Genomic DNA, 20,664 nt, shown 5'->3' with positions numbered 1-20,664 from the left:
GGTGGCGGGAGCGCCCGGGGCGCCTCCCACCAGCCCCCGCTACTTCGCCGCCCGCTTCATCGTCATCTGGAGCTTGTAGCGCGTCACGTTCCCTGCGGCGTCGGATGCGGTCACCACGAGATAGGCCGTCGCGCCTCGGCCGGACTTCGCCGACTTGCCGAGTTGGATTCGGGCCTTGGTGCCCAGCCGGAGCGTCACGGTCCGGGCCTTGGCGCTCGGGGTTCGGCTGCCCGTATAGGGGTGGATCGGCAGGCTCAGCGGCTTCTTCTTGCCCGCGACGGTGAAGGCGAGGCGGCCGGTAGCCGTCATCACGCAGGCCTCGTTGCACTGGAGCTTGACGCTGAGCGTCTTCGGGATCTTGTGGAACCTCACGCGCGTGGACTTGGTCACACGCGAGACCTTGGGAGCTGTGGTGTCGGTCGGTCCCGGCTTCGGGCCCGGGCCGATCGGCGCCGGGGGTGCGACGGGGCTCCGGGTCGCGGCCGAGATGCCTCCGGCGGCGTCGCGCCAGGTTGCGACGGTGCGGTCGGCGCTCGAGGCGACGGCGACCGGCGACAGCGTTCCCGCCGCGCCGTAGCCGATGACCTGGGCGGCGCCGCCGACGTCGGTCGCCTCGATCGTCCCGTCGGACGGGTGGTTGGCGACCACCGTCAGCGTCTGGTCGGGCGCGACCGTCACCGCGGCCTGGGCGACGACGTCGCCGCCGTAGGTGTCGACGTCCACGGGCGTCCCGAACGTCCCGCCCGTCGGCGCCACGGCCGCGCGGATCACGCCGCTGCCCGCCCACGCGGCCGCGGCGCCGCCGGTCGGGGTCGGCGCCAGGTCGACGAACGACGACACGTCGCCGCCGGCGGGATACAACGGCTGGGCCGGCCCGAATGCGCCGGCGCCGGCGGCGCGTACCGCGTAGGCCGGCCCGGCGACGCCATTGCCCCAGGCGACCACGAACGACCCGTCCGATCCCGCCGCGATCCGCGGGCCGACGTCGCCGTTGTCGTAGGGGGAGACGGCTTGGACGGGCTCGAAGTTGTCGGCGCCGGGGTGGTAGACGGCGGCGTAGGTCTTGTAGCTCGGAGCGAGCTTGCGGTACGTCACGGCCACGTCGCCGTTGGGCGCCAAGGCGACGTCGACACCGTCGATCCCGGTCCGGGTGTTGTCGACCGTTCTGGGCTCGGCGAACGTCGACGACCCTGCGGGGGCCGTCGCCGCCGACACGGTGTAGATGTTGACCGGCGGCGCGGACTTGCTGCGGTAGGCGACCGTCGTCGCGCCGTTGGCCCCGATCGCCACCGCGATGGCGGTGACGTTGGCGTCGGGGAGGTCGACTGTGGGCCCGGGGCTGCCTCCCGGCGGCGCGATCGCCACGTGCCCGACGCCGCCCGCGGCCCAGGCGACCGCGAAGGACCCGTCGGGACCGACGGCGCCGTCGAACTGCGTCAGCCCGTCGGTACCCGAGCCGACCGGGGTCGGCGTGGCGAACGCACCGCTCGCGTCGCCGACCGACAGCAGCGGCGTCGCCCCGTCGGACGTCAGCACCAGCGAGCGCCCCTGCGGCGTGACGAACGCCTCGGCGGTCGCGCTGAGCTGGGGACCGCCGTTGGGCGTGATCGTCACCGGCGACGACCACCGGCCGGGCGCGGCGAGCGCCGATGCGGGCAGCAGCGCGGCCAGCACGGCGGCGAGGACGAGGGGTGGGGAGGACCTCATGTCCGCGTAAACGCTACGGATACCGGAACGGCTCGGTGCCACAATGCGACTCGTCGCCTCCCAGAACGACGAAACCCCCACCGAAGCGAGGGTTCCGACCAAGGCGCCGACCAGAATCGAACTGGTGTACACGGCTTTGCAGGCCGCTGCGTAGCCACTCCGCCACGGCGCCGAGATCGCCCACAGGGTAGATGCTTCGCCCGTCGGGCGTCCGGTCGAGGATGGCACCGGCGTCCGCACCCGCGACACGTCCACGACGATCACCCCACCCGAGGAGCCCATGCCCAACATCTACGAGCCCGAGTTCGACATGGAGCGCGATCGGCCGCCCTTCGTCTGGCAGCGCTCGCGCATCAGCCGCCAGGCCGGATCTGATCGGCTCGGCGCGTCCCTGTTCGACGTGCCGCCCGGCGCCGCGACGTTCCCATTGCACATCCACCTGCACAACGAGGAGATGCTGGTCGTCGTCACCGGCACGCCGACGCTCCGCACGCTCGACGGCGAGCGCATGCTGGCGGCCGGCGAGGTCGTCGCGTTCCCGGCCGGTCACGCGGGAGCGCACGAGCTGCGCAACGACTCCGACGCGACCGTCCGCCTGCTGATCGTCAGCACGATGGTCGCGCCCGAGGTCAACCTCTTCCCGGACACGAACGAGATCTGGGTGCGCGACTACATCCCGGGCAGCGACATGCCCGAAGGGGCCTACGACGTCCGCACGCGCCTGCCCGACGGCGGTTGCTAGTCTTCCCGCTCCCAGGGGCGATTAGCTCAGCTGGGAGAGCGCCTGCTCGACAAGCAGGAGGTCACTGGTTCGAGCCCAGTATCGCCCACTCACGAAACCCCGGCACTAGCTGGGGTTTCGTCGTTCAGCCCGGGCCGTCACCCGACCCGGCGCCGAGGGGTCCCGTCACTGTCCACGCTTCGTCCACGTTTCAAGGCCGTGCCGGCCGGGCGGGGCTGTCGGACGGAGTCACGCCGGGGGCTGCCGACGAGGCGGCGGTGCGCCTCGTCCCATGCGCTTGCGCGTCTACTGGTGGCGCGCCGGGCGTGGGCCTCGTCGGCCAGCTTGGGGTGCTGGGAGCTGCAGGGCGAACTTGCCGATCTGCTGCAGGAAGCTGGGTCGGCATGGTGCGCTCAGGCGTTCCCGGGCGATCGGCGGTCCGCAACCGCTGGTTCATCCGTCCAGCCGCCTGGGGTTGAGACCAAGCTGACACTGCCCGCGACGTCCCCAACCCGCACGATGCGCGGCGCCAGCGTCACGGGCGCGTCGCTGGCCGCCAACGCCTCCGGCGCGCAGGCCGCGAGCTGGCTGGAAGGCGGCTACGTGCGCGTCGCGACCCGCGCGCCCGGCGGCGCGTGGGAGCCGGTGGCCGTGCCGCTGTCGGGCCCGGGCATCGGCAGCGGCCCCGTCCTGACGATGGCGCCCGACGGCACCGTGGCTGTCGGCTGGCTGGAGGGAGGCACGGTCGAGGTGTCGGTACGCGGCGTGTCCGGCGCGTTCTCCGCGCCGGTCACGATCACGAGCGGCATGAACCCGGGGAGCCTCGCGATCGCCTCCGGCCCGGCCTCCGACATCCTGCTGGCCTGGACCGACACGAGCGTCACGCTGGGCCGCGTCATGACGGCCTACCGGCCGGCCGGCGGACCGTCGTTCAAGACGCCGGTCTCGGCGCTCTCCGCCGCCCCGAATGTAAACCAGTCGCTCTACCTCCAGGCCACGCAGGTCGCGTTTGACCCGGCCGGCGAGATCGCGCTCATCTGGCTCCGCGCCATCGTCGACAGTGGCGCCAACACCACGGTCACGCACTGGGAGGGCAAGTCGCGCACCGCCGGCCCGGCGGGTGCCTTCCAGGGCATGTTCCCCCATGACTTCGAGACCCGCACGGTGAACAGCACGCTGCCGAGCGCCCTGATCACGGGGGTCCTGACGGCCGACGCCTCCGGGCGCACGAGCTTCCTCTGGCCCCCGCTGGCGGCCGGCGGCGGACTCGACATGGCGACGCGGACGTCGGGCTCGGGCTTCGGCGCGACGCAGACGGTGCTGCCCTCCGCGACGGCCCGGATCGACGCGGCCGCGGCCGGATCGAACCTGATGGTGGTCGACGGCAAGCTCCCGTCCGTGGCGGTCGCGCCGCCGGGAGGCGCGCTCGGGGTGTTCGACGCCACGCCGTTTGCGACGGTCGGGACGTCCACAGGCGCGATCGTCGCCGGCGACGCGTCCGGCGACGCGGCGACGCTCTGGGGGTCGAAGGACGGCACCAACTACTCCCTGCACGCCACCATCTACGACGCCACGCCGCCCGAGGCGCGCGATGTCGCCGTGCCGGCCACGGCGACCGCCGGCGACGCCGCGACGTTCTCGGCGACCCCGTGGGACGCCCTGACGGCCGCGACCGCGACGTGGGACTTCGGCGACGGCACGACCGCGACGGGCGCGAGCGTCCAACACGCTTACGCGACGGCGGGCGACCGGACGGTGACGGTCACGGTCACCGACCAGGGCGCCAACACGACCACGGCCACGCGGAGCATCAGCGTGCGGACGCCCTCGCCTCCCGGATCCTCGCCCCCGCCCCCGCCCGCGCCGGTGGCGGCCACAGTCGCCGGGCTGCGCCTCTCGCCGGCGACGTTCCGCGCCGCGCGCTCGGGCGCCAGCGCCACCGCCGCCGCGGCTCGTACCGGAACGCGCGTGAGCTACACGCTCAACGTCGCCGCCAACACCCGCTTCACCATCCAGCGCGCCACCAGCGGGCGCACCGTCAGCGGACGCTGCGTCAAACCGACCCGCAGCAACGGCACACGCAAGCCCTGCACCCGCTTCGTGGCGGTGCGCGGCAGCTTCACCCGCACCCGAGCCGCGGGCGCCGACCGCTTCACGTTCACCGGCCGGCTGACCGGCCACGCGCTCACGCCCGGCCGCTACCGGCTCATCGCAACCCCCGCCGCCAACGGCCACACCGGCACATCCAGCCGCGTGAGCTTTCGCATCGTCAAGTAGGCACAACAGGACCGACACCGCTTCCGAGTTTCGTCTCCATGAAGGAGGACGGGTTGTCAATGGTGTTGCTGTCGGGCAGTGCAGTCCGCTGCTGTCGGGGTGGTCGGCGAGGCCCTCGGAAGCGATCTCGGTCGCGCGGTCGTAGTCGCCGGCGGCGAACGCGGGCCGCGCCGCGTACCAGTACTCGAACGCCGACACGGGCAATGCCGCGCCAGGGCGGCCGCCGATCACGAGTACCGTCGTCTCGGGCTCGGTGGCGACGGCCTCGCGCGTGACGCCGGGCGCGACGAGCACGAGCGTGCCGACTGGCGCGTCGCGCGTCTCGCCGTCGACCGTGAACGTTGCCCGACCCGACGTGACGAGGTAGAGCTCCTCATGGCCTCCGGAGTTGGGGCTGTTCTCGTCGTGGCTCTCGATGACCTCGTCGCCGGCCGCGACGCCGGTGTAGCCGTTGATGCCGAACGCCGTGACGCCGAGCGTGCGCCGCACCGGCCGCCAGATCAAGCCGTCGCTGTCGAGACGGTCGATGTCGTCAAGGTGGGCGGTGGTGAAGCGCATGTGATCGGCTTTCGGGGTTCGAGGGTTCGTCCGGCCGGAGCACGGAAGCAGAAGCCGCCGGTCGGAGTGCATCATGCCGGGCCATTGACGGGGTCAGGCCGCCGCCCGCGCACGACGTGCTCGAAGGCGGCGCGCGACCGCTCGCGCTGCTCGTCCCAGCAGGAGCCTCGGCGATGATTGCCGAGAAGCTCGCCGTATCCTCGCCTCGGATGACCGGTCCTTCCAACGAGATGTCCATGCCCGCGGGTGCCTCTGGCACGTTCGCGATTGGCGGCGTGCTGAGTGTGCACCGACTCGGGTTTGGCGCCATGCGGCTGCCGGGCATGCGGGGCGAGCCCGGAAGCCGGAGCGCGGCCCGCGAGATCCTGCGCGAGGCGGTGCAGCTCGGGGTCGACCTGATCGACACCGCGCAGGTCTACGGCCGCTCCGAAGAGCTCATCGCTGACGCGCTGCATCCTTATCCCGAAGGACTCGTGATCGCCACCAAGGGCGGACTCCGCCGCGGCGGCCACCCCGACGGGCGCCCCGAGCGGCTGCGAGCCGACTGCGAGGACAGCCTGCGCCGCCTTCGGCTCGACACGATCGACCTCTGGCAGCTGCACCGGATCGATCCCGAGGTCCCGGTCGAAGACCAGTTCGGCGTCATTTCGGAGCTTCGCGATGAGGGAAAGATCCGTTTCGTCGGCGTCTCGGAGGTGTCCGTCGACGAGCTGCACCGAGCGCGTGAGCTGATCGACATCGCCACCGTCCAAAACCGCTTCAACATCGCCGACCAGACGGCCGGCGACGTGTTGGGTGCGTGCGAAGCGGACGGGATCGGTTTCCTGCCCTGGGCTCCGATGGCCATGGGCGAACTCGCCCGGTCTCCCAGCAGCCTGGCCAGCGTCGCCGCCCGTCATGGGGCAACGCCGGCTCAGATCGCGCTCACCTGGCTGCTGCACCGATCGCCCGTCATGCTGCCGATCCCCGGCACCGGTTCGCCACTGCACCTACGCGAGAACGCCAACGCCGCGCTCATCGAACTGTCGGACAACGACTTGCTGGCCCTCGACCACGGCACCCAGCGACCGAGCTAGCGTCGCACCGCTGGAGAAGGACAGCCGCAACGGACGAGCTGCGATCAGCGAGCACGCCGTCCGCACGGGCACGGGCGAGCGCTATGGCCGACCGGTCGCTTCGGCACTCACGCCGACTGTCCGGTTTGTGTCGTGGACACTGGGCGGGTCAGTGGACATCGTGAGGGCATGCTGATCACCCTTCACCCTTCCGACCTCGACCCCCTGCGCGTGATGCTGCGAGAGCAGCTCGCAGGCGATTACGAGCTCCTGCGCGATCTCCAAGCCGGGGCCAGAACCGCCACGCCGGAGGTCTACGGAGAGGCGCCAACGCGGCGGCGCGTTGCGCTCGTCGAGCACTTGGCCAAGCAGATCGGCGGCCTCTATTGAGCCAGCGTCAGCCGCCAACGGCGCGCCGCGGCGAGGTGCGGCGGGCGGCGGGTGTGCTGGTCGGCGAGCGCGAAGGCGGGATGGACCGGCGGCGCGTTGATCGGCGCAGCGCAGCACGAGGCGAGGTGGCGAAACGTACGACGATGCGGCTGCCGATTTCGAAGCTTCCTGCCTATCGGGCGCGGTTGGCCGCGTTTACGGTCGGCCAATGCCCAGTTTCCTGACGCGGCGGGTCTGTCCCGCACTCTTCCTCTTGTTGGTGGCCCTGTTGGTGCTTGGCGGTTCGCCGCAGGCGTGGGCGATCGCGCCGGCGGCCATCGCGCCCTCGGCGGTCGCGCCCTACCTGGACGGCGTGCTGGCCAACGTGGACACCTACTGGCGCCAGGAGCAGGCCGCCGAGGGGCGCGCGGCGCCGTCGGTAGCTCATGTCTGGGTGGCGCCCGGCGCCCGGGTCGCCACTGCGTGCGGCGTGCCCGCGGGCGACGACGCGGCGTTCTACTGCTCGACCGACGACACCATCTACGTCGGTCAGGCGTTTGCCGGTGCGCTCTACAACGGTGTGGCGGCCGGGCTGCCGGGGCAGCAGGCGGGCTTCGGGCACGCGGCCGGAGCGTGGGCGCTGGCCTATGTCGTCGCTCACGAGTACGCCCACAACGTGCAGCAGGAGGACGGGGAGTTGACCGGGCATCGGTCGGCATTGCCGACCGAGCTCAACGCGGACTGCCTGGCCGGCACCTGGGCGCGGTGGGACTACGGGCGCGGCGGGCTCGACTCCGCCGGAGTGCAGCAGGCGCTCGACACCGCGCTGGCCGTCGGCGACTTCCAGTTCCTCAGCCCCCAGCACCACGGCACGCCCCAGCAGCGCCACGATGCGGTCCTGACCGGGTTCCGCGACGGCAGCCCGTCAGGTTGCAGCTCCTATCTGTCGCTCTGAAAGCAGCTGGCGGGTCGCACCGGTCGGTTGTTCGACCCGGCGCCCGCTCACATCGACCAGCGGTTGCCGTGACACGGCGCCGGGCGTAACGTCGTGCCATCGGACGACCGCACGGCGTCTGACGGCAGAAGCGTCGAAAGCGAGGCGTGGGCCCGTCGACTCGGTCCAACCGCTACCCGCAGCGCCGGGCGGCGCCGCCGTGCGTCGCGGTGTAGACGACCTTGGCGACGTCGTTGGACCGGTAGCGGACGACCATCGCCTTGCGTCCGCTGAGCATCGTTCCAGCCCGTCGCCTTCGGCCCGGCGCTGAAGAACGCCAGGCTGCCGACCGGCACGGTGCTGGAGATCCCGGGTCGGCTCACCCGGCGCCGTCACTCACGTGGAGCGCCTGACCGTCCAGGCCGGCAGGGCGCCCAAGCGTCAGACGAGCTGCCTCAACCCGGCGGCGAAGCTCGCGCTGCCCTGCTGAGCAGCAGCTCGCGCAGCGCGGGCTCGGAGCCCGGCGCGAACCACGGCGTGCCGTCGCCCGACCGCCGGGTGCCGAGGCGGGCCGTCGTGCCGGCGCGCAGGCGCCCGTAGCCCAGCTCGTCCAGCGGGCCGGTGACCAGCGCGAGGTCGACGCGGTCGTCGTCGGCGAGGCCGAGCGCCTCGGCGACGCCGCCGATCTTGGCCGCCGCCTCGTCCTGATCGAACGACGTGGCGTCGATCGCCAACGTCACGCCGGGCAGGTCGGCCAGCGCCGCGGCGCATGCGCCCAGGACGGCCGGATCGCGGACGACCTCGTCGGCCTCGAGGCACACCACCAGCGGTCGCGCGCCCCGCAGCGGCTGGGGCCCGACGCCGTCGGGGACCGCGGCGCGCACGGAGACCAGGGCGTCGCGCACGGCGTCTGACTGCGGGTCGGCGGCCGCGCCGCGCACCGCCGCCACCAGCGCCTCGTGCACGTCGCCGGCGGCCAGCAACGCGCGAGCGCGCACCCCCAGCGCCGCGGCCTCCGCGCCATCGGCCGGGCGCACGTCGACCAGCGACGCGAACGGCGTGCCCGCCGCCTCGAGCGCCTCCTGCGCCAGCCGCGCGAACCCGTCCCAGATCTGCTCCAGATCGCTCACCGAAACGGCGTCCGCCTCGACGCGCCGCAGGAACCAGCGCTGCAGCGCCAGCCCCTTGCGCAGCTCGCGCAGGCGCGCGGGGCCCTGCGACCCGAGCGACATGTTGGTCCCGTGGAAGCGATACAGCGTGCGGGGCAGGGGCAGGTAGGCGACCTCGGAGACCTGCGCGGCCCGTGCGGCCAGCCACCAGTCGGCCCAGGCCATGTCGTCGGGGATCGGGAAGAGCGCCTCGCGCAGCGTTCCGCGCACGACGATCGACGAGCCCGTCACCAGGTTCTCGCGCAGGAACGTCGGCAGGCCGCGGCCCGTCGGCGGCCGCACGCCCTGCAGCCACGACTCCTGGAGGACCGCGCCCGTGCCGTCGATCACGCGCATGTCGGTGTAGACGAGGCCGACGTCGGGCCGGGCCGTCAGCAGCTCGACCTGGGCGGCGATCTTGTCGGCCGGCCAGGCGTCGTCGGCGTCGAGGATCGCCAGGAAGTCCGCACCGGCCGGCACCGCCTCGGCCGCGCGGTTGACCGCGCCGACGCTGCCGCGGTTCTCCTGGCGCACCAGCGTCACGCGCGCGGGGTGCTGCTCGGCGAGCGCCGCGACGACCGCCGCGGTCCCGTCCGTCGAGCCGTCGTCGACCACGACCACGTGCAGCCGGTCGGGCGGGTAGTCCTGGGCCAGCGCGCTGCGCACGGCCTGCCCGACGTACGGCTCGGCGTCGTAGGCGGCGACGAGCACCCAGACGCTGGGAACGCCCGCGCTCATCACAGCGCCGTGAGCAGCCGCTGGAGGTCGTCGTCGTCGTTCCAGCCGCCGACCGACGCGCGCAGGCGTCCGGTGCCGGGCAGGTCGCGGACGACGACGCCGGCCTCGGCGAGCCGGTCGCGGACCGCCACGGCCTCCTCGTCGCCGCCGGCGACGTGCCACGACACGAGCGTCGTGTCCCCGCGCGGGACGACGTCGTGGCCGGCCTCGCGCAGCGCGTCGGCCAGCGCGCCGGCCCGCGCGACGGCAGCCGCCTGGACGTCGGCGAGTCCGGCCTCGGCCAGCACGTCGAACGCCGCGACGGCCGCCGCGAGCACCGCCAGATCCACCGACGGCAGGTCGTACCGGCGCGCGCCCGGCGCGAGCGCTGAGCCGAGGCCGAGCGCCGGCGAGTCGAGCCCGCCGTAGGCGGGCGCGAGCGCGCTGACGCGCGGCAGCCACGCCGGGTCGACCCACAGCATCCCGGCGCCCACGGGGCCGCACAGCCACTTCTGGCCGGAGCCCGCGTAGAAGCTCGCGCCGAGCGCGGCGACGTCGGTCGGCACGGCGCCGACGCCCTGGGCGCCGTCGAGCAGCACCGGCACGTCGCGCGCCGCCGCGGCCGCGACGAGCTCGGCGACGGGCGCGACCGCGCCGCTGTGCCACGACACGTGCGAGCACGCGATCAACCTGGTGGTGTCGGTCACCGCGCCCGGCAGCTCGGCCAGCGGCACGGCGCGGATCGTGACGCCGCGGTGCTCGCGCGCGGCGATCACTGGACCCTGCAGGCCCGGGTGCTCGTCGTCGGCGGTGAGGATCTCGTCGCCCGGGCCGAGCGCGAGCCCGGCCACGACGCGCCCGCATCCGTCGCTGGTGCCGCTGGTCAGGGCGACGTCCGCCGGCTCGGCGCCGAGCACGGCGCCGTAGCGCTCCCGCAGCTGCTCGGCCAGCCCGATCAGCCGCTCGTAGAACGGTCCGCCGCGGCCCTCCTCGGTGCCCATCCGCCACGCCTCGATCGCGGCGCGGTGCGCGGCGGCGGGCACCGGGCCGCAGGTCCCGGCGTTCAGGTAGGCCGTCTTCTCCAGGACCGGGAAGGCGGCGCGCAGGCGGGCGGCGTCCATGCCGCGCACCTTACGTTCCTGGAACTCGACGCGGCGCTACCGGCCGCAGACCGGCCACTGGCCCGCGCCCGCCTGGGCGTACAGCGCGGCGGCGCGGCGGTCCTGCTCGGCCTCGGATGCCACGGCGGGGTTGCCCGAGCCGCCGACGGCCTGCCAGGTCTGCAGCGTGAACTGGTACTTGCCGTAGAACCCGTTGCCGGTGTCGGTCGCCGGGTTCCCGCCGGACTCGCAGTTGGCGATGGCCTGCAGGGCGGGGGAGGCGACCGATCGGGCGTCACGGGCGCGGGCGCGGGCCCGGCGCCGCGCGTGGCGCAGCTCGCGCGTGAGGTGGCGATGGTGGCGCGCGAGCTTGGCGATGGTGAAGCCGCGCAGGGTCTCCGCGTAGCCGCGCTCGAGCTTGACGCCGTTGACGTCGGCGACCTTGCGCGCGAGACGCACGTTCCGCTGCACGAGCGGCGTCTTGGCGACGCTGACCAGCGGCGCGAGGCCGGCGCCCTCGCCCGGCAGGGCGGCGGACAGCGGCGTGGCGGAGGCAGGGGCGGCGGAGACCGCGAGGACGCTGCCGCCGAGGATCAGTCCGGTGAGCATGTGAGATCGCATGGGATCCCTCCTTCGGGCGGTGAAGGCGGAACGCCGTCGGCGCACGCGCCTGTGCCGCGTCGGGTGCTGCGAAGGCCGGCGCGGGGACGTGTGCGCGAGGTGCGCAGGACCGGCGTCCCGAAGCGAACCGGTAAGCGACACGGTAGCGAGACCGAACCGGGAGACCGAACCGGGAGACTAGGATGCGACCGATGAAGGTCACCCTCCCGGACGGCAAGGAGCTCGAGCTCGCCGACGGCGCCACGGGCGCCGACGCGGCAGCTTCCATCGGCCCAGGGCTCGCCAAGGCGGCCCTGGCGGTGAAGGTCGACGGGACGACGCGTGACCTCACTGCTGCGCTGCCCGACGGCGCGACGTTGGAGATCATCACCGACCGCTCGGGCGACGACGCGCTGGCGCTCATCCGCCACGACACCGCGCACGTGCTCGCGGCCGCGATGCTCGAGCTGTATCCCGGCGTGAAGATCTCGATCGGCCCGGCGATCGAGAACGGCTTCTACTACGACTTCGACTTCCCCGACGGCGTCACGTTCTCCGACGCGGACTTCGAGCGCGTCGAGGCCAAGATGAAGGAGCACGTCGCGGCCGACGAGGCGTTCGTCCGCGAGGACGTCTCGGTGGGCGACGCGCTGGCGCGCTTCCGCGCCGAGGGCCAGGACTACAAGGTCGAGCTGATCGAGGACCTCGTCAACGATGCCGATCCCGCCCACCCCGTCGACACCGTCAGCCTGTATACGAACGGACCGTTCACCGATCTGTGTCGCGGACCGCACGCGCCGACGACCAGGCGCATCGGCGCGTTCAAGCTGCAGTCGGTCGCGGGCGCCTACTGGCGCGGTGACTCCGACCGCCAGATGCTCACCCGCGTGTACGGCACCGCGTTCTTCAAGCAGAAGGAGCTCGACGCCCACCTGCACCTGCTCGAGGAGGCCCGGGCACGCGACCACCGCAAGCTCGGCCGGGAGCTCGGTCTCTTCACGTTCTCGGACCTGTCACCGGGCATGCCGCTCTGGCAGCCCCCGGGCATGGTCATCTGGAACCAGCTGACCGACCTGTGGCGCAGCGAGAACCGCGTGCGCGGCTACGAGGAGGTCAAGACGCCGATCCTCTGGGACGTCGAGCTGTTCAAGGCCAGCGGCCACTGGGACAACTACCGCGAGAACATGTACTTCAGCGAGGTCGAGGGGCGCACGTTCGGCCTCAAGCCGATGAACTGCCCCGGACACGTGCAGCTGTTCAAGGACGTCCGGCGCTCCTACCGCGAGCTCCCGATCCGCTTCAGCGAGCAGGGCCTCGTCCACCGCCACGAGCCGAGCGGCACGCTGCACGGCCTCATGCGGGTGCGCCACATCACGCAGGACGACGCCCACATCTTCTGCACCGAGGACCAGATCGAGGACGAGGTGGTGGGCTGCCTGGACTTCGGCTTCGCGCTGTACGAGCTGTTCGGCTTCGAGCCCAAGCTCGAGCTGTCGACGCGTCCCGAGAAGCGGCTGGGCTCCGACGAGATGTGGGACCGCGCGGAGGCCGCGCTGAAGAACGCGCTCGACCGCCAGGAGCTCGACTACGAGATCAACGCCGGCGACGGCGCCTTCTACGGCCCCAAGATCGACCTGCACATGCGCGACTCGCTCGGTCGCTCGTGGCAGCTGGGCACCGTGCAGCTCGACTACCAGATGCCGGAGCGCCTGGACATCCACTACATCGGCGCCGACAACGCCGAGCACCGTCCGGTGATGATCCACCGCGCACTGCTCGGGTCCTTCGAGCGGTTCATCGGCATCCTCGTCGAGCACTACGCCGGCGAGTTCCCGCTGTGGCTGGCGCCGACCCAGGCGACCGTTCTGTCGATCTCCGAGCGCCACAACGACGCCGCGGCGCAGACGCGCGAGCGGCTGCGGGCGGCCGGGCTGCGCGTCGCGCTCGACGACCGCAACGAGTCGGTCGGTCGCAAGATCCGCGACGCCGAGCTGGCCAAGGTCCCCTACATGCTGGTCGTCGGCGACCGCGAGGCCGAGTCCGGCTCGGTCTCGGTGCGCCGTCACGGCGAGGGCGACCAGGGCACGGTCACCGTCGACGAGTTCGTCGCGACGATCGGCGAGCTGGTCGCGGCTCGGAAGTAGCCCGGCGCGCGCGCCGCTCAGGCCGCGCGGCTGCCGGACTTGGCGACCAGCAGGTCGGCGTCGGCGTCGGCGAGCAGCTCCGCGCCGATCGTGCCCTCGGCGTGCGCGGCGGCGCCGAGCGTCATCGTCACGGGCGTGCCGTCCGGCGTGGCGCAGCGCACGCGGATCGCGCGGGCGATCCGGTCGGCGACCTCGTGGGCCTCGGCCATGTCGGCCTCCCCGAGCAGCACGACGAACTCGTCGCCGCCCCAGCGGAAGCACGCGTCGGGGCTGCGCACGACCTGGCGCAGGACCGCGGCGACGTCGCGCAGCAGCCGGTCGCCGGTGTGGTGGCCGTGGACGTCGTTGATGAACTTGAAGCCGTCGAGATCGCCGACCAGCGCCGCGATCGGCCGGCCGGTGCGGTGCGACAGCGCGACCTGGCCGACCAGGGCCTCGTCCAGCGCGCGGCGGTTGCCGAGGCCGGTCAGCGCGTCGACGCGCGCGAGCTCGTCGGCGGCGGCGCGCTCGGCGTCGAGCGTGCGACGGATGTTGCGGATGTGGCCCGACCACACGAAGCAGAGCAGCGCCAGGGCCCAGGCGATCGCCAGCGTGGCGATGCGCTCGGGCAGCAGGCCGGCGCTCCAGTCGCCGTAGGCCGCGGGCAGGAAGACGACGACCGTGTCGGCGAGCAGGAGGAGCAACAGGCGCCGGGCGGGCAGGACCACGCCGCACCAGACGACCGACAGGATCACGAGCTGGTCGTAGGACGACGCCGATCCGGCCAGCCACTGCAGCATGCCGAGCATCAGCGGCCCCGAGAGGGCGATCGCCATGAGCATGCCCGTGCCGAGCGTCCGCTGGGTGACGACCATCGCCCCGCCGAAGACGAAGGCCAGGCCCACGGTGATCGCCGCCGGCACCCAGCCGAGGCCGCCGAGCGCCGACGTGGGCGGATCGAAGGCCAGCAGGGCGGCCGCGATCAGGCCCGCGCACCAGAACAGGAAGCCGGCGAGGCGGCCGACGAAGCGCCGATCGAGGATCTCGTAGTGGTCGGGCGCCTGATGCAGCAGCGCCCGCAGGCGCGGCAGGTCCAGCCCGGTCTCAGGGTGTGATCCCACAGCTCGTTGGTCGGCCGGGGCGGGGTCCTCCTGAAGGCTCGTACACGGCGCTGGCAGACGGCTGGACGATCCGTCTATACTCGGTGGCGTTGATTTGCATCGCGACAAGGTCGGCGCCGCGCTCATGACGAGCCGCCGACAGAACAGCTAGTGCCGGTCCCGCGTAGGTTCGACCGGCGCCCGCCCGAGCGCGACACCACGCGTGTCAACGAGCGCATCCGGGTTCCCGAGGTCCGCGTCATCGGCGACGATGGCGAGCAGATCGGGATCATGAAGACCGATGAAGCCCTGCGCATGGCGCAGGATCGCGAGCTCGACCTGGTCGAGGTCGCCGCTGAGGCGCGGCCGCCGGTCTGCCGCATTCTCGACTACTCGAAGTACAAGTACGAGATCGCCCAGAAGCAGAAGCAGGCGCGCAAGCACCAGCAGCAGATCGTGATCCGCGAGATCAAGTTCCGGCCGAAGATCGCGCAGCACGATTACGACACGAAGAAGGGCCACGTCGAGCGCTTCCTCCGCCACAAGGACAAGGTGAAGATCACCATCATGTTCCGTGGCCGCGAGGTGACGCACCCCGAGCGGGGGCGCATGATCCTCGACCGTCTGGCCGAGGAGCTCGCCGACCTCGCCGTCATCGAGCAGCGTCCGAACCTGGACGGCCGCAACATGACGATGATGCTCGGCCCCAGCAAGGCCGTGCTCGCCGGCACGATCGACGAGGATCGCGCCGCCGCTGCCGCCGCTGCCGCCGCCGAGGAGGCCGCCGACAACGGCGCTGCCGCCGAGGCGCAGGCCGCTGCGGACGCCGAGGCCGCTCCGGACGCCGAGGCCGCTCCCGCGGCTGAGGCCGCCCCGAGGGCCGACGGCGACGCCCCGGCCGACGGCGACGCCCCGGCCGCGGCTCCGGCCGAGGCCGAGACCCGCACCGCCGAGTAGCACCACTCAGTCTGCAGCGAGTCCGAGGCGGTGCGCTACGGCGGCCGCCTCGGTTCGACTGCGCACGTCCAGCTTCCCGAGGATCCGGGAGACGTGGACGCTGGCCGTCTTCTCGGCCATGAACAGCTCCGCGCCGATCTCGCGGTTGGTGGCGCCGCGCGCCACGAGGAGCAGCACCTGGCGCTCGCGCGGCGTCAGGCCGAACGGGTCGACGTCCTCGACGCCGTCGCGGGCGCTCGCGTCCGCCGCGCCGCCGTCTGCGTGGGCCTGCGTGCCCTCCACCGGGGCCGCGTCCACGCTCAGGCGCGCCCGCGCGGCCAATCCCTCGAGCTCGCCGACCAGCCACGTCGCGCCGAGGCGCCGGGCCAGCGCGAGCGCCTCGCGTGCGGCCGACGCGGCGGCCTCCCGCCGCCCCTGGGCCAGGTGCGCCTCGGCGGCGTAGCGCCACGCGCAGGCCTGCGGGAGCGGCCGGTCCAGCCGCTGCCACTCGGCGACGGCCGCCGCCCAGGCCTCGCGGGGGTCGGCGCCCGCGGCGCGCAGGTGATGCGCCTCGGCGGTCGCCGCATACGCCTTCTCCAACGGCCGCCCGGCGGCGGCCGCCGCCCGGGCCCGGTCGAGCATCGCGCCCGCGCGGCCGAGCGCATCGGCCTCCGCGTCGGCGTCGCCCAGGTCGCGTGCCCGCTGGGCCAGGTCGGCCTCGATCGCCACGCCCGTGACCGCCAGGCGCCCGAGCCGCACGGTGTCGTCGCTGCAGAACTCCAGTCGCTCGAGGGCGTCCTCGACCGCCTCGCGGGCGCAGATGGCCTCGCCGCTGCGGCGGTCCAGCTCGGCCCGCAGGACGCCGGCGACCGCGACGAACTGCGGCTCCAGCGAGTCGACCAGCAGCGCCTCGACCTCCTCGATCGCCGTCCGCGCGCGATCGTCCTGGCCGCGGCCCAGCGCCAGCTCGGCGCGGCGCAGCTCGACGTTGACGCGTCCTCCGCCGCTCGTGCGCCCGACCCGCGCCAGGTGCGCGTCGGCCTCGATCCACTCGCCGCCGTCGATCGCCAGCTCGGCCGCCATCGTCCGCACCCATTCGAAGCCGGGGTAGCCGGTCTGGAGCTGGCCCATGGCCTCCTCGGTCACGGCGGCCGCCTCGGCACGCAGGCCCGAGAGCTGCAGGGCGTCGGCCAGGTTGACGTACGCGACGCCCAGCAGCTGGGCGTCGTCGCCGTCGCGGGCGAGCACCGCCGCCTCCCTCAGCGCGGCGACGCCACGGTCGTGCTCGCCGGTCATGATGAGCGCGAGCCCGAGGTGGTTGTAGGCCTCGGCCTTGAGCATCTCGGAGTGCTCGGTGCCGGGCAGGCCGGGGAGGACCTCCTCGGCGAGCGCGACGGTCTCGGCGAAGCGCGACTGCAGCGCCGCGAGCTTCATCCGCGAGATCGTGAGGCCGATGCGGTCGGCCACCGGCGCGTCGTCGGCCAGCAGCCGCCGCGCGAGGTCGAGCGAGGCGCGGCTGGCCTCCCCGCGTCCCAGGGCCCACTCGGCCATCGCTCGTTGCCGCAGCAGGAGGGGCACGCGCGGGTCGTCGGGCTCGGCCGAGCGAACCTCGCGCAGCGCCTCGTTGAGGAGCGTGACGCGCCGCGTGTCGTCGGCGTAGCGGTGGGCGTGCGCCGTCCGGCGCAGCAGCTCGACGTGGTCGACGCCGGTCAGCACCTGCGGCTCGTCGACGCGGTCCCACAGCTCCAGCGCACGCTCCAGAAGCTGGGCGGCATCGGCCTCGGCGTGCGCGCGGCCCGCGGCCTCGGCGGCGCGGATCGCCGAGCGCAGCGCCTCGGGCTGGGCGCCGGCACGGTGGAAGTGATGGGCGACCGCGGCGGCCAGGCCCGGGCCGCCGTCGCCGGGCAGACCGTCCTCCAGCGCGCGAGCGACCGCGAGGTGCAGCGCGGAGCGCTCGCCGGGCAGGAGGTCGTCGTAGACGACCTCGCGCAGCAGGACGTGGCGGAAGACGTAGCGGTCGTTGGCGTCGACGGAGACGACGTGGCCGGCGATCGCATCGCGAAGCGCCTGGCGCAGGTGCGGCTCGTCGAGGACCGCCAGGCCCTGCAGCACGGCCTCGTCGGCGGGCTGGGCGACCGCGAGCGCGCGCATGAGCTCCTGCGCCGGCGCCGGCAGCCGCTCGACGCGCACCATGAGCGCGTCGGCGAGGCTCGGGGCCAGCGGCCCCGGCCCGGCGGCCAGCAGCTCCTCGACGAAGAGCGCATTGCCGTCGCTGCGGCGCACGAGGCGGTCGACCAGCTCGGCCGACGGCTCGCTGCCGTGCAACTCGCGCGCCATCGCGGCGATGTCCTCCGGGCGCAGCCCCGACAGCTCGATCCGGTGCGCGTTGGGCGTGCGCTCCAGCGCCGCCAGCAGCGGGCGCAGGGGGTGGCGGCGGTGCAGCTCGTCGGGCCGGTAGCTCAGGGCGGCGAGCACGCGCTCGTCGGCGAGGTTGCGTCCGAGGAACGACAGGAAGTCGCGGGTGGAGCGGTCGGCCCAGTGGACGTCCTCGATGACCAGCAGCACGGGCTGCTCGCGGCCGATGCGGTCCAGGGCGGCCAGCAGCGCCTCGAACAGCCGGCCCTGCGCCTGGCCGCCGCGGTCCGAGGACTCCCCGCCGGGGCGCGACGCGCCGTCGCCGTCGGGCTCGCCGTCCGGGTCGGCCAGGCCTGGGAGCAGCGCCGCCAGCTCCCGTCGTGCGGCGGCCGGCAGGCCGAGCAGGCCCGGGTCGCCCCGGCGCACGAGCGGGCGCAGCGCGCCGACCAGCGGGGCGTAGGGCAGCTCGCCGTCGCCCAGCTCGACGCACTCGCCGGCCAGCACGCGCGCGCCCAGCTCCTCGGCCCCGGCGATCAGCTCGTTGAGCAGCCGGGTCTTGCCGACGCCGGACTCCCCGGCGACGAAGGCCAGCCCGGGGCGGCCCTCGCACGCGTCGCGCAGCGCCGAGCGGAGCGCCTCGAGCTCTCGCTCGCGCCCGATGAGTCGGCTGCTGGTGGTGGTTGCGGCCACCGCGCTAGCCTAGATCACGGCCCGCCCACCCAGACCGCGCCCCCGCGCGACTCCTGCCATACTGGCCCCGGGCCAGCCGCGCGATATTCCGCGTGCTCTTTCCTATACTGGCCCGCCTCCGCTATGCCGAAGATGAAGACCCATTCGGGCGCCAAGAAGCGCTTCAAGCTGACCGCCAAGGGCAAGGTCAAGGCTCGCCACGCCTTCACGAGCCACATCCTCGAGAAGAAGTCGCCGAAGCACAAGCGACACCTCGGGAAGGACTTCGTCCTGTCTCCGCATGACCAGCCGCGGGTCAAGACCCTGTTGGGAGCGAAGAAGAAGTGACCCGCGTCAAGCGATCCGTCAACGCCAAGAAGAAGCGTCGCAAGACGCTGGAGCTCACCAAGGGCTTCCGTGGCGAGGCGAACTCGAACTACAAGCGCGCGAAGGAGGCCTTGACCAAGGCCGACTCCTACGCGTACCGCGATCGCCGCAACCGCAAGCGCGACTTCCGCCGCCTGTGGATCACGCGCATCAACGCGGCCGCCCGCCTCAACGGGCTCTCCTACGGTGAGTTCATCCACGGACTCAAGTTGGCGGAGATCGACCTCGACCGCAAGGTCCTCGCCGACATCGCCGTGCGCGATCCCGAGACGTTCCGCCGATTTGCCGAGGCCGCCCGCGAGGCGTCGGCAGCCGCTGCGTAGCGACTCACCGACATCGCGCTCCCGAAGGGAGTGCCAAGCTCCTCAAGGGCGCCGCTTCCTCACCGGGACGGCGCCCTTCTTTTTGCCCTGGATCAGCAGCCAGCCACCACCGCACCGCCAATGATCACCTCCCACACCAACCCGCTTCTCAAGGACATCCGGCGTCTGCAGACGCGGCGCGAGCGCGGGCGCTTCGTCGCCGAGGGCGAGGACCTGCTCGCCGCCGCGCAGCACGCTGGCTGGAAGCCCGTGCACCTGCTGCGCGCGGGGATCGACGTCACCGAGGACGCGCTGGCCAAGGTCTCCGCGCTCGGCTCGGGCACGCGCGCGCTCGGCGTGTTCGAGGAGCGCTGGGCCCAGCCGGCGGGTCCGCTGTGCGTGGCGCTGTGGGGCGTCAAGGACCCCGGCAACGTCGGCACGGTCCTGCGCGGCGCGCTGGCCTTCGGCGCCGACTCGGTCGTCGTCGGGCCCGGCACCGCCGACCCGTACGGCCCCAAGGCGGTGCGTGCCTCGATGGGCGCGATCTTCGACGTCCCGGTGGCCCGGGCGACGTCGGTCGACGAGCTGCCCGGCGTGCGCATCGCGCTGGACGCGAGGCGCGGCGACCCGCTGCGGGGGGGTGGGTGGGACCGATCTCGTGACGTCACGCTCGTGGTCGGCGCCGAGCGCGCCGGGCTGGCTCCGGACGTCCTCGAGGCCTGTGATCGGGCCGCCCACATCCCCATCGCCAACGAGTCGCTGAACGCGGCGATGGCCGCCACGCTGGCGGTTTATGAACTGACTAGGGTCCCGGAGGCCTGATGCTCGACCGCATCGAAGAGATCCACGCCGAGGGGCTGGCCGCCGTCCAGGCCGCCGGCAGCACCGAGGCGCTCGAGGAGCTGCGCGTGCGCCTGCTGGGTCGCAAGGCCGAGCTGCCCAACCTGCTGCGCGGCGTCGGCGAGCTGGCGCCCGACCAGCGCGGTCCCGTCGGCAAGCGCGCCAACGAGGTGCGCAAGGCGCTGGAGGCCGAGCTCGGCTCCGCCCGCGACCGCCTCGACGCCGTCGAGCTGGACACACGCCTTGTCGCCGACCGCGTGGACGTCACCCTGCCGGGCGACCCGGTGCAGCCGATCGGGCGCCTGCACCTGATCACGCAGACGTGGCGCGAGCTCGAGGACGTGTTCCTCGGCCTCGGCTTCACCGTCATGGAGGGGCCCGAGGTCGAGACCGTCGAGTACAACTTCGACGCGCTCAACCACGAGCTCACGCATCCCGCGCGCGGGCGCACCGACACGTTCTACACGTCCGGCGACACGGTCCTGCGCACGCACACCTCGCCGATGCAGGTGCGCGCGATGCAGGCCCATCCGCCGCCGCTGTACGTGGTGATCCCCGGCCGCGTCTACCGGCGCGACAACGACGCGACGCACACGCCGCAGTTCCACCAGGTCGAGGGCCTGGCCGTGGACGAGGACATCACGCTGGCCGACCTGAAGGGCACGCTGCTGGAGTTCTCCCGCGCGATCTTCGGCGACGAGCGCGACGTGCGCCTGCGCGGCCACTTCTTCCCGTTCACCGAGCCGAGCGTCGAGGTCGACGTCTC

The 20,664-nt window shown here is 73.3% G+C and carries 17 protein-coding genes and 2 tRNA genes; 12 read left to right on the top strand and 7 right to left on the bottom strand.

The features are described from left to right. Positions 1 to 39: 39 nt before the first annotated feature. Together VK501_RS05505 and VK501_RS05500 are read right to left on the bottom strand one after the other, a co-directional pair. Positions 40 to 1,707 carry a hypothetical protein gene (locus VK501_RS05505; protein WP_324335448.1) on the bottom strand — a complete coding sequence of 556 codons (1,668 nt, stop codon included), beginning with the start codon at positions 1,705 to 1,707 and terminating at the stop codon, positions 40 to 42. A gap of 101 nt (positions 1,708 to 1,808) precedes the next feature. Then, a tRNA-Cys gene (locus VK501_RS05500) sits at positions 1,809 to 1,879 on the bottom strand. Between the two features lie 108 nt (positions 1,880 to 1,987). Between VK501_RS05500 and VK501_RS05495 the strand changes: the two genes are divergently transcribed. The 6 genes from VK501_RS05495 (at position 1,988) to VK501_RS05470 (ending at position 7,642) form a co-directional block, all read left to right on the top strand. Next, a complete protein-coding gene (locus VK501_RS05495; RefSeq protein WP_324335446.1) occupies positions 1,988 to 2,449 on the top strand; it encodes a cupin domain-containing protein in 462 nt (153 codons plus the stop codon). A gap of 15 nt (positions 2,450 to 2,464) precedes the next feature. Then, positions 2,465 to 2,537, top strand: a tRNA-Val gene (locus VK501_RS05490). A 410-nt stretch (positions 2,538 to 2,947) separates the two neighbouring features. Beyond that, positions 2,948 to 4,705, top strand: a complete 1,758-nt coding sequence (locus VK501_RS05485) for a PKD domain-containing protein (protein ID WP_324335444.1) — start codon at positions 2,948 to 2,950, stop codon at positions 4,703 to 4,705. A gap of 674 nt (positions 4,706 to 5,379) precedes the next feature. Next, positions 5,380 to 6,339, top strand: coding sequence for an aldo/keto reductase (locus VK501_RS05480; protein ID WP_324335442.1), 960 nt, complete (start codon positions 5,380 to 5,382; stop codon positions 6,337 to 6,339). Between the two features lie 168 nt (positions 6,340 to 6,507). Beyond that, on the top strand, positions 6,508 to 6,708 hold the full coding sequence (locus VK501_RS05475; RefSeq protein WP_324335440.1) for a hypothetical protein: 201 nt from the start codon (positions 6,508 to 6,510) through the stop codon (positions 6,706 to 6,708). Positions 6,709 to 6,916: 208 nt separating this feature from the next. Further along, a complete protein-coding gene (locus tag VK501_RS05470) occupies positions 6,917 to 7,642 on the top strand; it encodes a neutral zinc metallopeptidase (protein ID WP_324335438.1) in 726 nt (241 codons plus the stop codon). 434 nt (positions 7,643 to 8,076) lie between these two features. Here VK501_RS05470 and VK501_RS05465 read toward each other — a convergent pair whose 3' ends face one another. Genes VK501_RS05465 through VK501_RS28880 form a run of 3 tightly spaced genes read right to left on the bottom strand, consistent with a single transcriptional unit; the run spans position 8,077 to position 11,207 of the window. Next, positions 8,077 to 9,507 (bottom strand): glycosyltransferase, encoded by a 1,431-nt coding sequence (locus tag VK501_RS05465; RefSeq protein ID WP_324335436.1) that lies wholly within the window; start codon positions 9,505 to 9,507, stop codon positions 8,077 to 8,079. Beyond that, a complete protein-coding gene (locus tag VK501_RS05460; protein ID WP_324335434.1) occupies positions 9,507 to 10,607 on the bottom strand; it encodes an aminotransferase class V-fold PLP-dependent enzyme in 1,101 nt (366 codons plus the stop codon). Before VK501_RS05460 ends, VK501_RS05465 begins: the two co-directional genes overlap by 1 nt. A 36-nt stretch (positions 10,608 to 10,643) precedes the next feature. Next, entirely contained in the window at positions 10,644 to 11,207 is a 564-nt protein-coding gene (locus VK501_RS28880) for a transglycosylase family protein (RefSeq protein ID WP_324335432.1), read from the bottom strand. 191 nt (positions 11,208 to 11,398) lie between these two features. Here VK501_RS28880 and thrS point away from each other — a divergent pair, with 191 nt between their 5' ends. Next, positions 11,399 to 13,330, top strand: coding sequence for a threonine--tRNA ligase (gene thrS / locus VK501_RS05450; RefSeq protein WP_324335430.1), 1,932 nt, complete (start codon positions 11,399 to 11,401; stop codon positions 13,328 to 13,330). Between the two features lie 17 nt (positions 13,331 to 13,347). On the opposite strand, the gene VK501_RS05445 is transcribed toward thrS, so the two are convergent. After that, positions 13,348 to 14,430 carry a GGDEF domain-containing protein gene (locus tag VK501_RS05445; RefSeq protein ID WP_324335427.1) on the bottom strand — a complete coding sequence of 361 codons (1,083 nt, stop codon included), beginning with the start codon at positions 14,428 to 14,430 and terminating at the stop codon, positions 13,348 to 13,350. Positions 14,431 to 14,580: 150 nt separating this feature from the next. Here VK501_RS05445 and infC point away from each other — a divergent pair, with 150 nt between their 5' ends. Further along, positions 14,581 to 15,366, top strand: a complete 786-nt coding sequence (gene infC, locus VK501_RS05440; RefSeq protein WP_324335425.1) for a translation initiation factor IF-3 — start codon at positions 14,581 to 14,583, stop codon at positions 15,364 to 15,366. Positions 15,367 to 15,372: 6 nt separating this feature from the next. Here the strand turns inward: infC and VK501_RS05435 are convergent, their stop codons facing one another. Then, the gene (locus VK501_RS05435; RefSeq protein ID WP_324335423.1) at positions 15,373 to 18,390 is read right to left on the bottom strand and encodes a helix-turn-helix transcriptional regulator; all 3,018 of its coding nucleotides are present in this window, start codon (positions 18,388 to 18,390) and stop codon (positions 15,373 to 15,375) included. Between the two features lie 123 nt (positions 18,391 to 18,513). Between VK501_RS05435 and rpmI the strand changes: the two genes are divergently transcribed. The 4 genes from rpmI to VK501_RS05415 form a co-directional block, all read left to right on the top strand. Further along, positions 18,514 to 18,717: a 50S ribosomal protein L35 gene (gene rpmI / locus VK501_RS05430; protein ID WP_349258945.1), complete on the top strand. Its 204-nt coding sequence runs from the start codon at positions 18,514 to 18,516 to the stop codon at positions 18,715 to 18,717. Further along, the gene (gene rplT / locus VK501_RS05425; RefSeq protein WP_324333719.1) at positions 18,714 to 19,079 is read left to right on the top strand and encodes a 50S ribosomal protein L20; all 366 of its coding nucleotides are present in this window, start codon (positions 18,714 to 18,716) and stop codon (positions 19,077 to 19,079) included. The genes rpmI and rplT overlap by 4 nt, the downstream gene beginning before the upstream one ends. 120 nt (positions 19,080 to 19,199) lie before the next feature. Beyond that, positions 19,200 to 19,880 (top strand): RNA methyltransferase, encoded by a 681-nt coding sequence (locus tag VK501_RS05420; RefSeq protein ID WP_324335421.1) that lies wholly within the window; start codon positions 19,200 to 19,202, stop codon positions 19,878 to 19,880. Beyond that, a partial coding sequence (locus VK501_RS05415) for a phenylalanine--tRNA ligase subunit alpha (RefSeq protein WP_324335419.1) occupies positions 19,880 to 20,664 on the top strand: 785 nt, incomplete at its 3' end. The genes VK501_RS05420 and VK501_RS05415, both read left to right, overlap by 1 nt.

The sequence above is a fragment of the Baekduia sp. genome (assembly GCF_035318805.1).
In the GTDB taxonomy this organism is placed as follows: domain Bacteria; phylum Actinomycetota; class Thermoleophilia; order Solirubrobacterales; family Solirubrobacteraceae; genus Baekduia.
The sequence above is the reverse complement of the archived record's forward strand: the minus strand, read 5'-3'. Positions and strand labels throughout refer to the sequence as shown.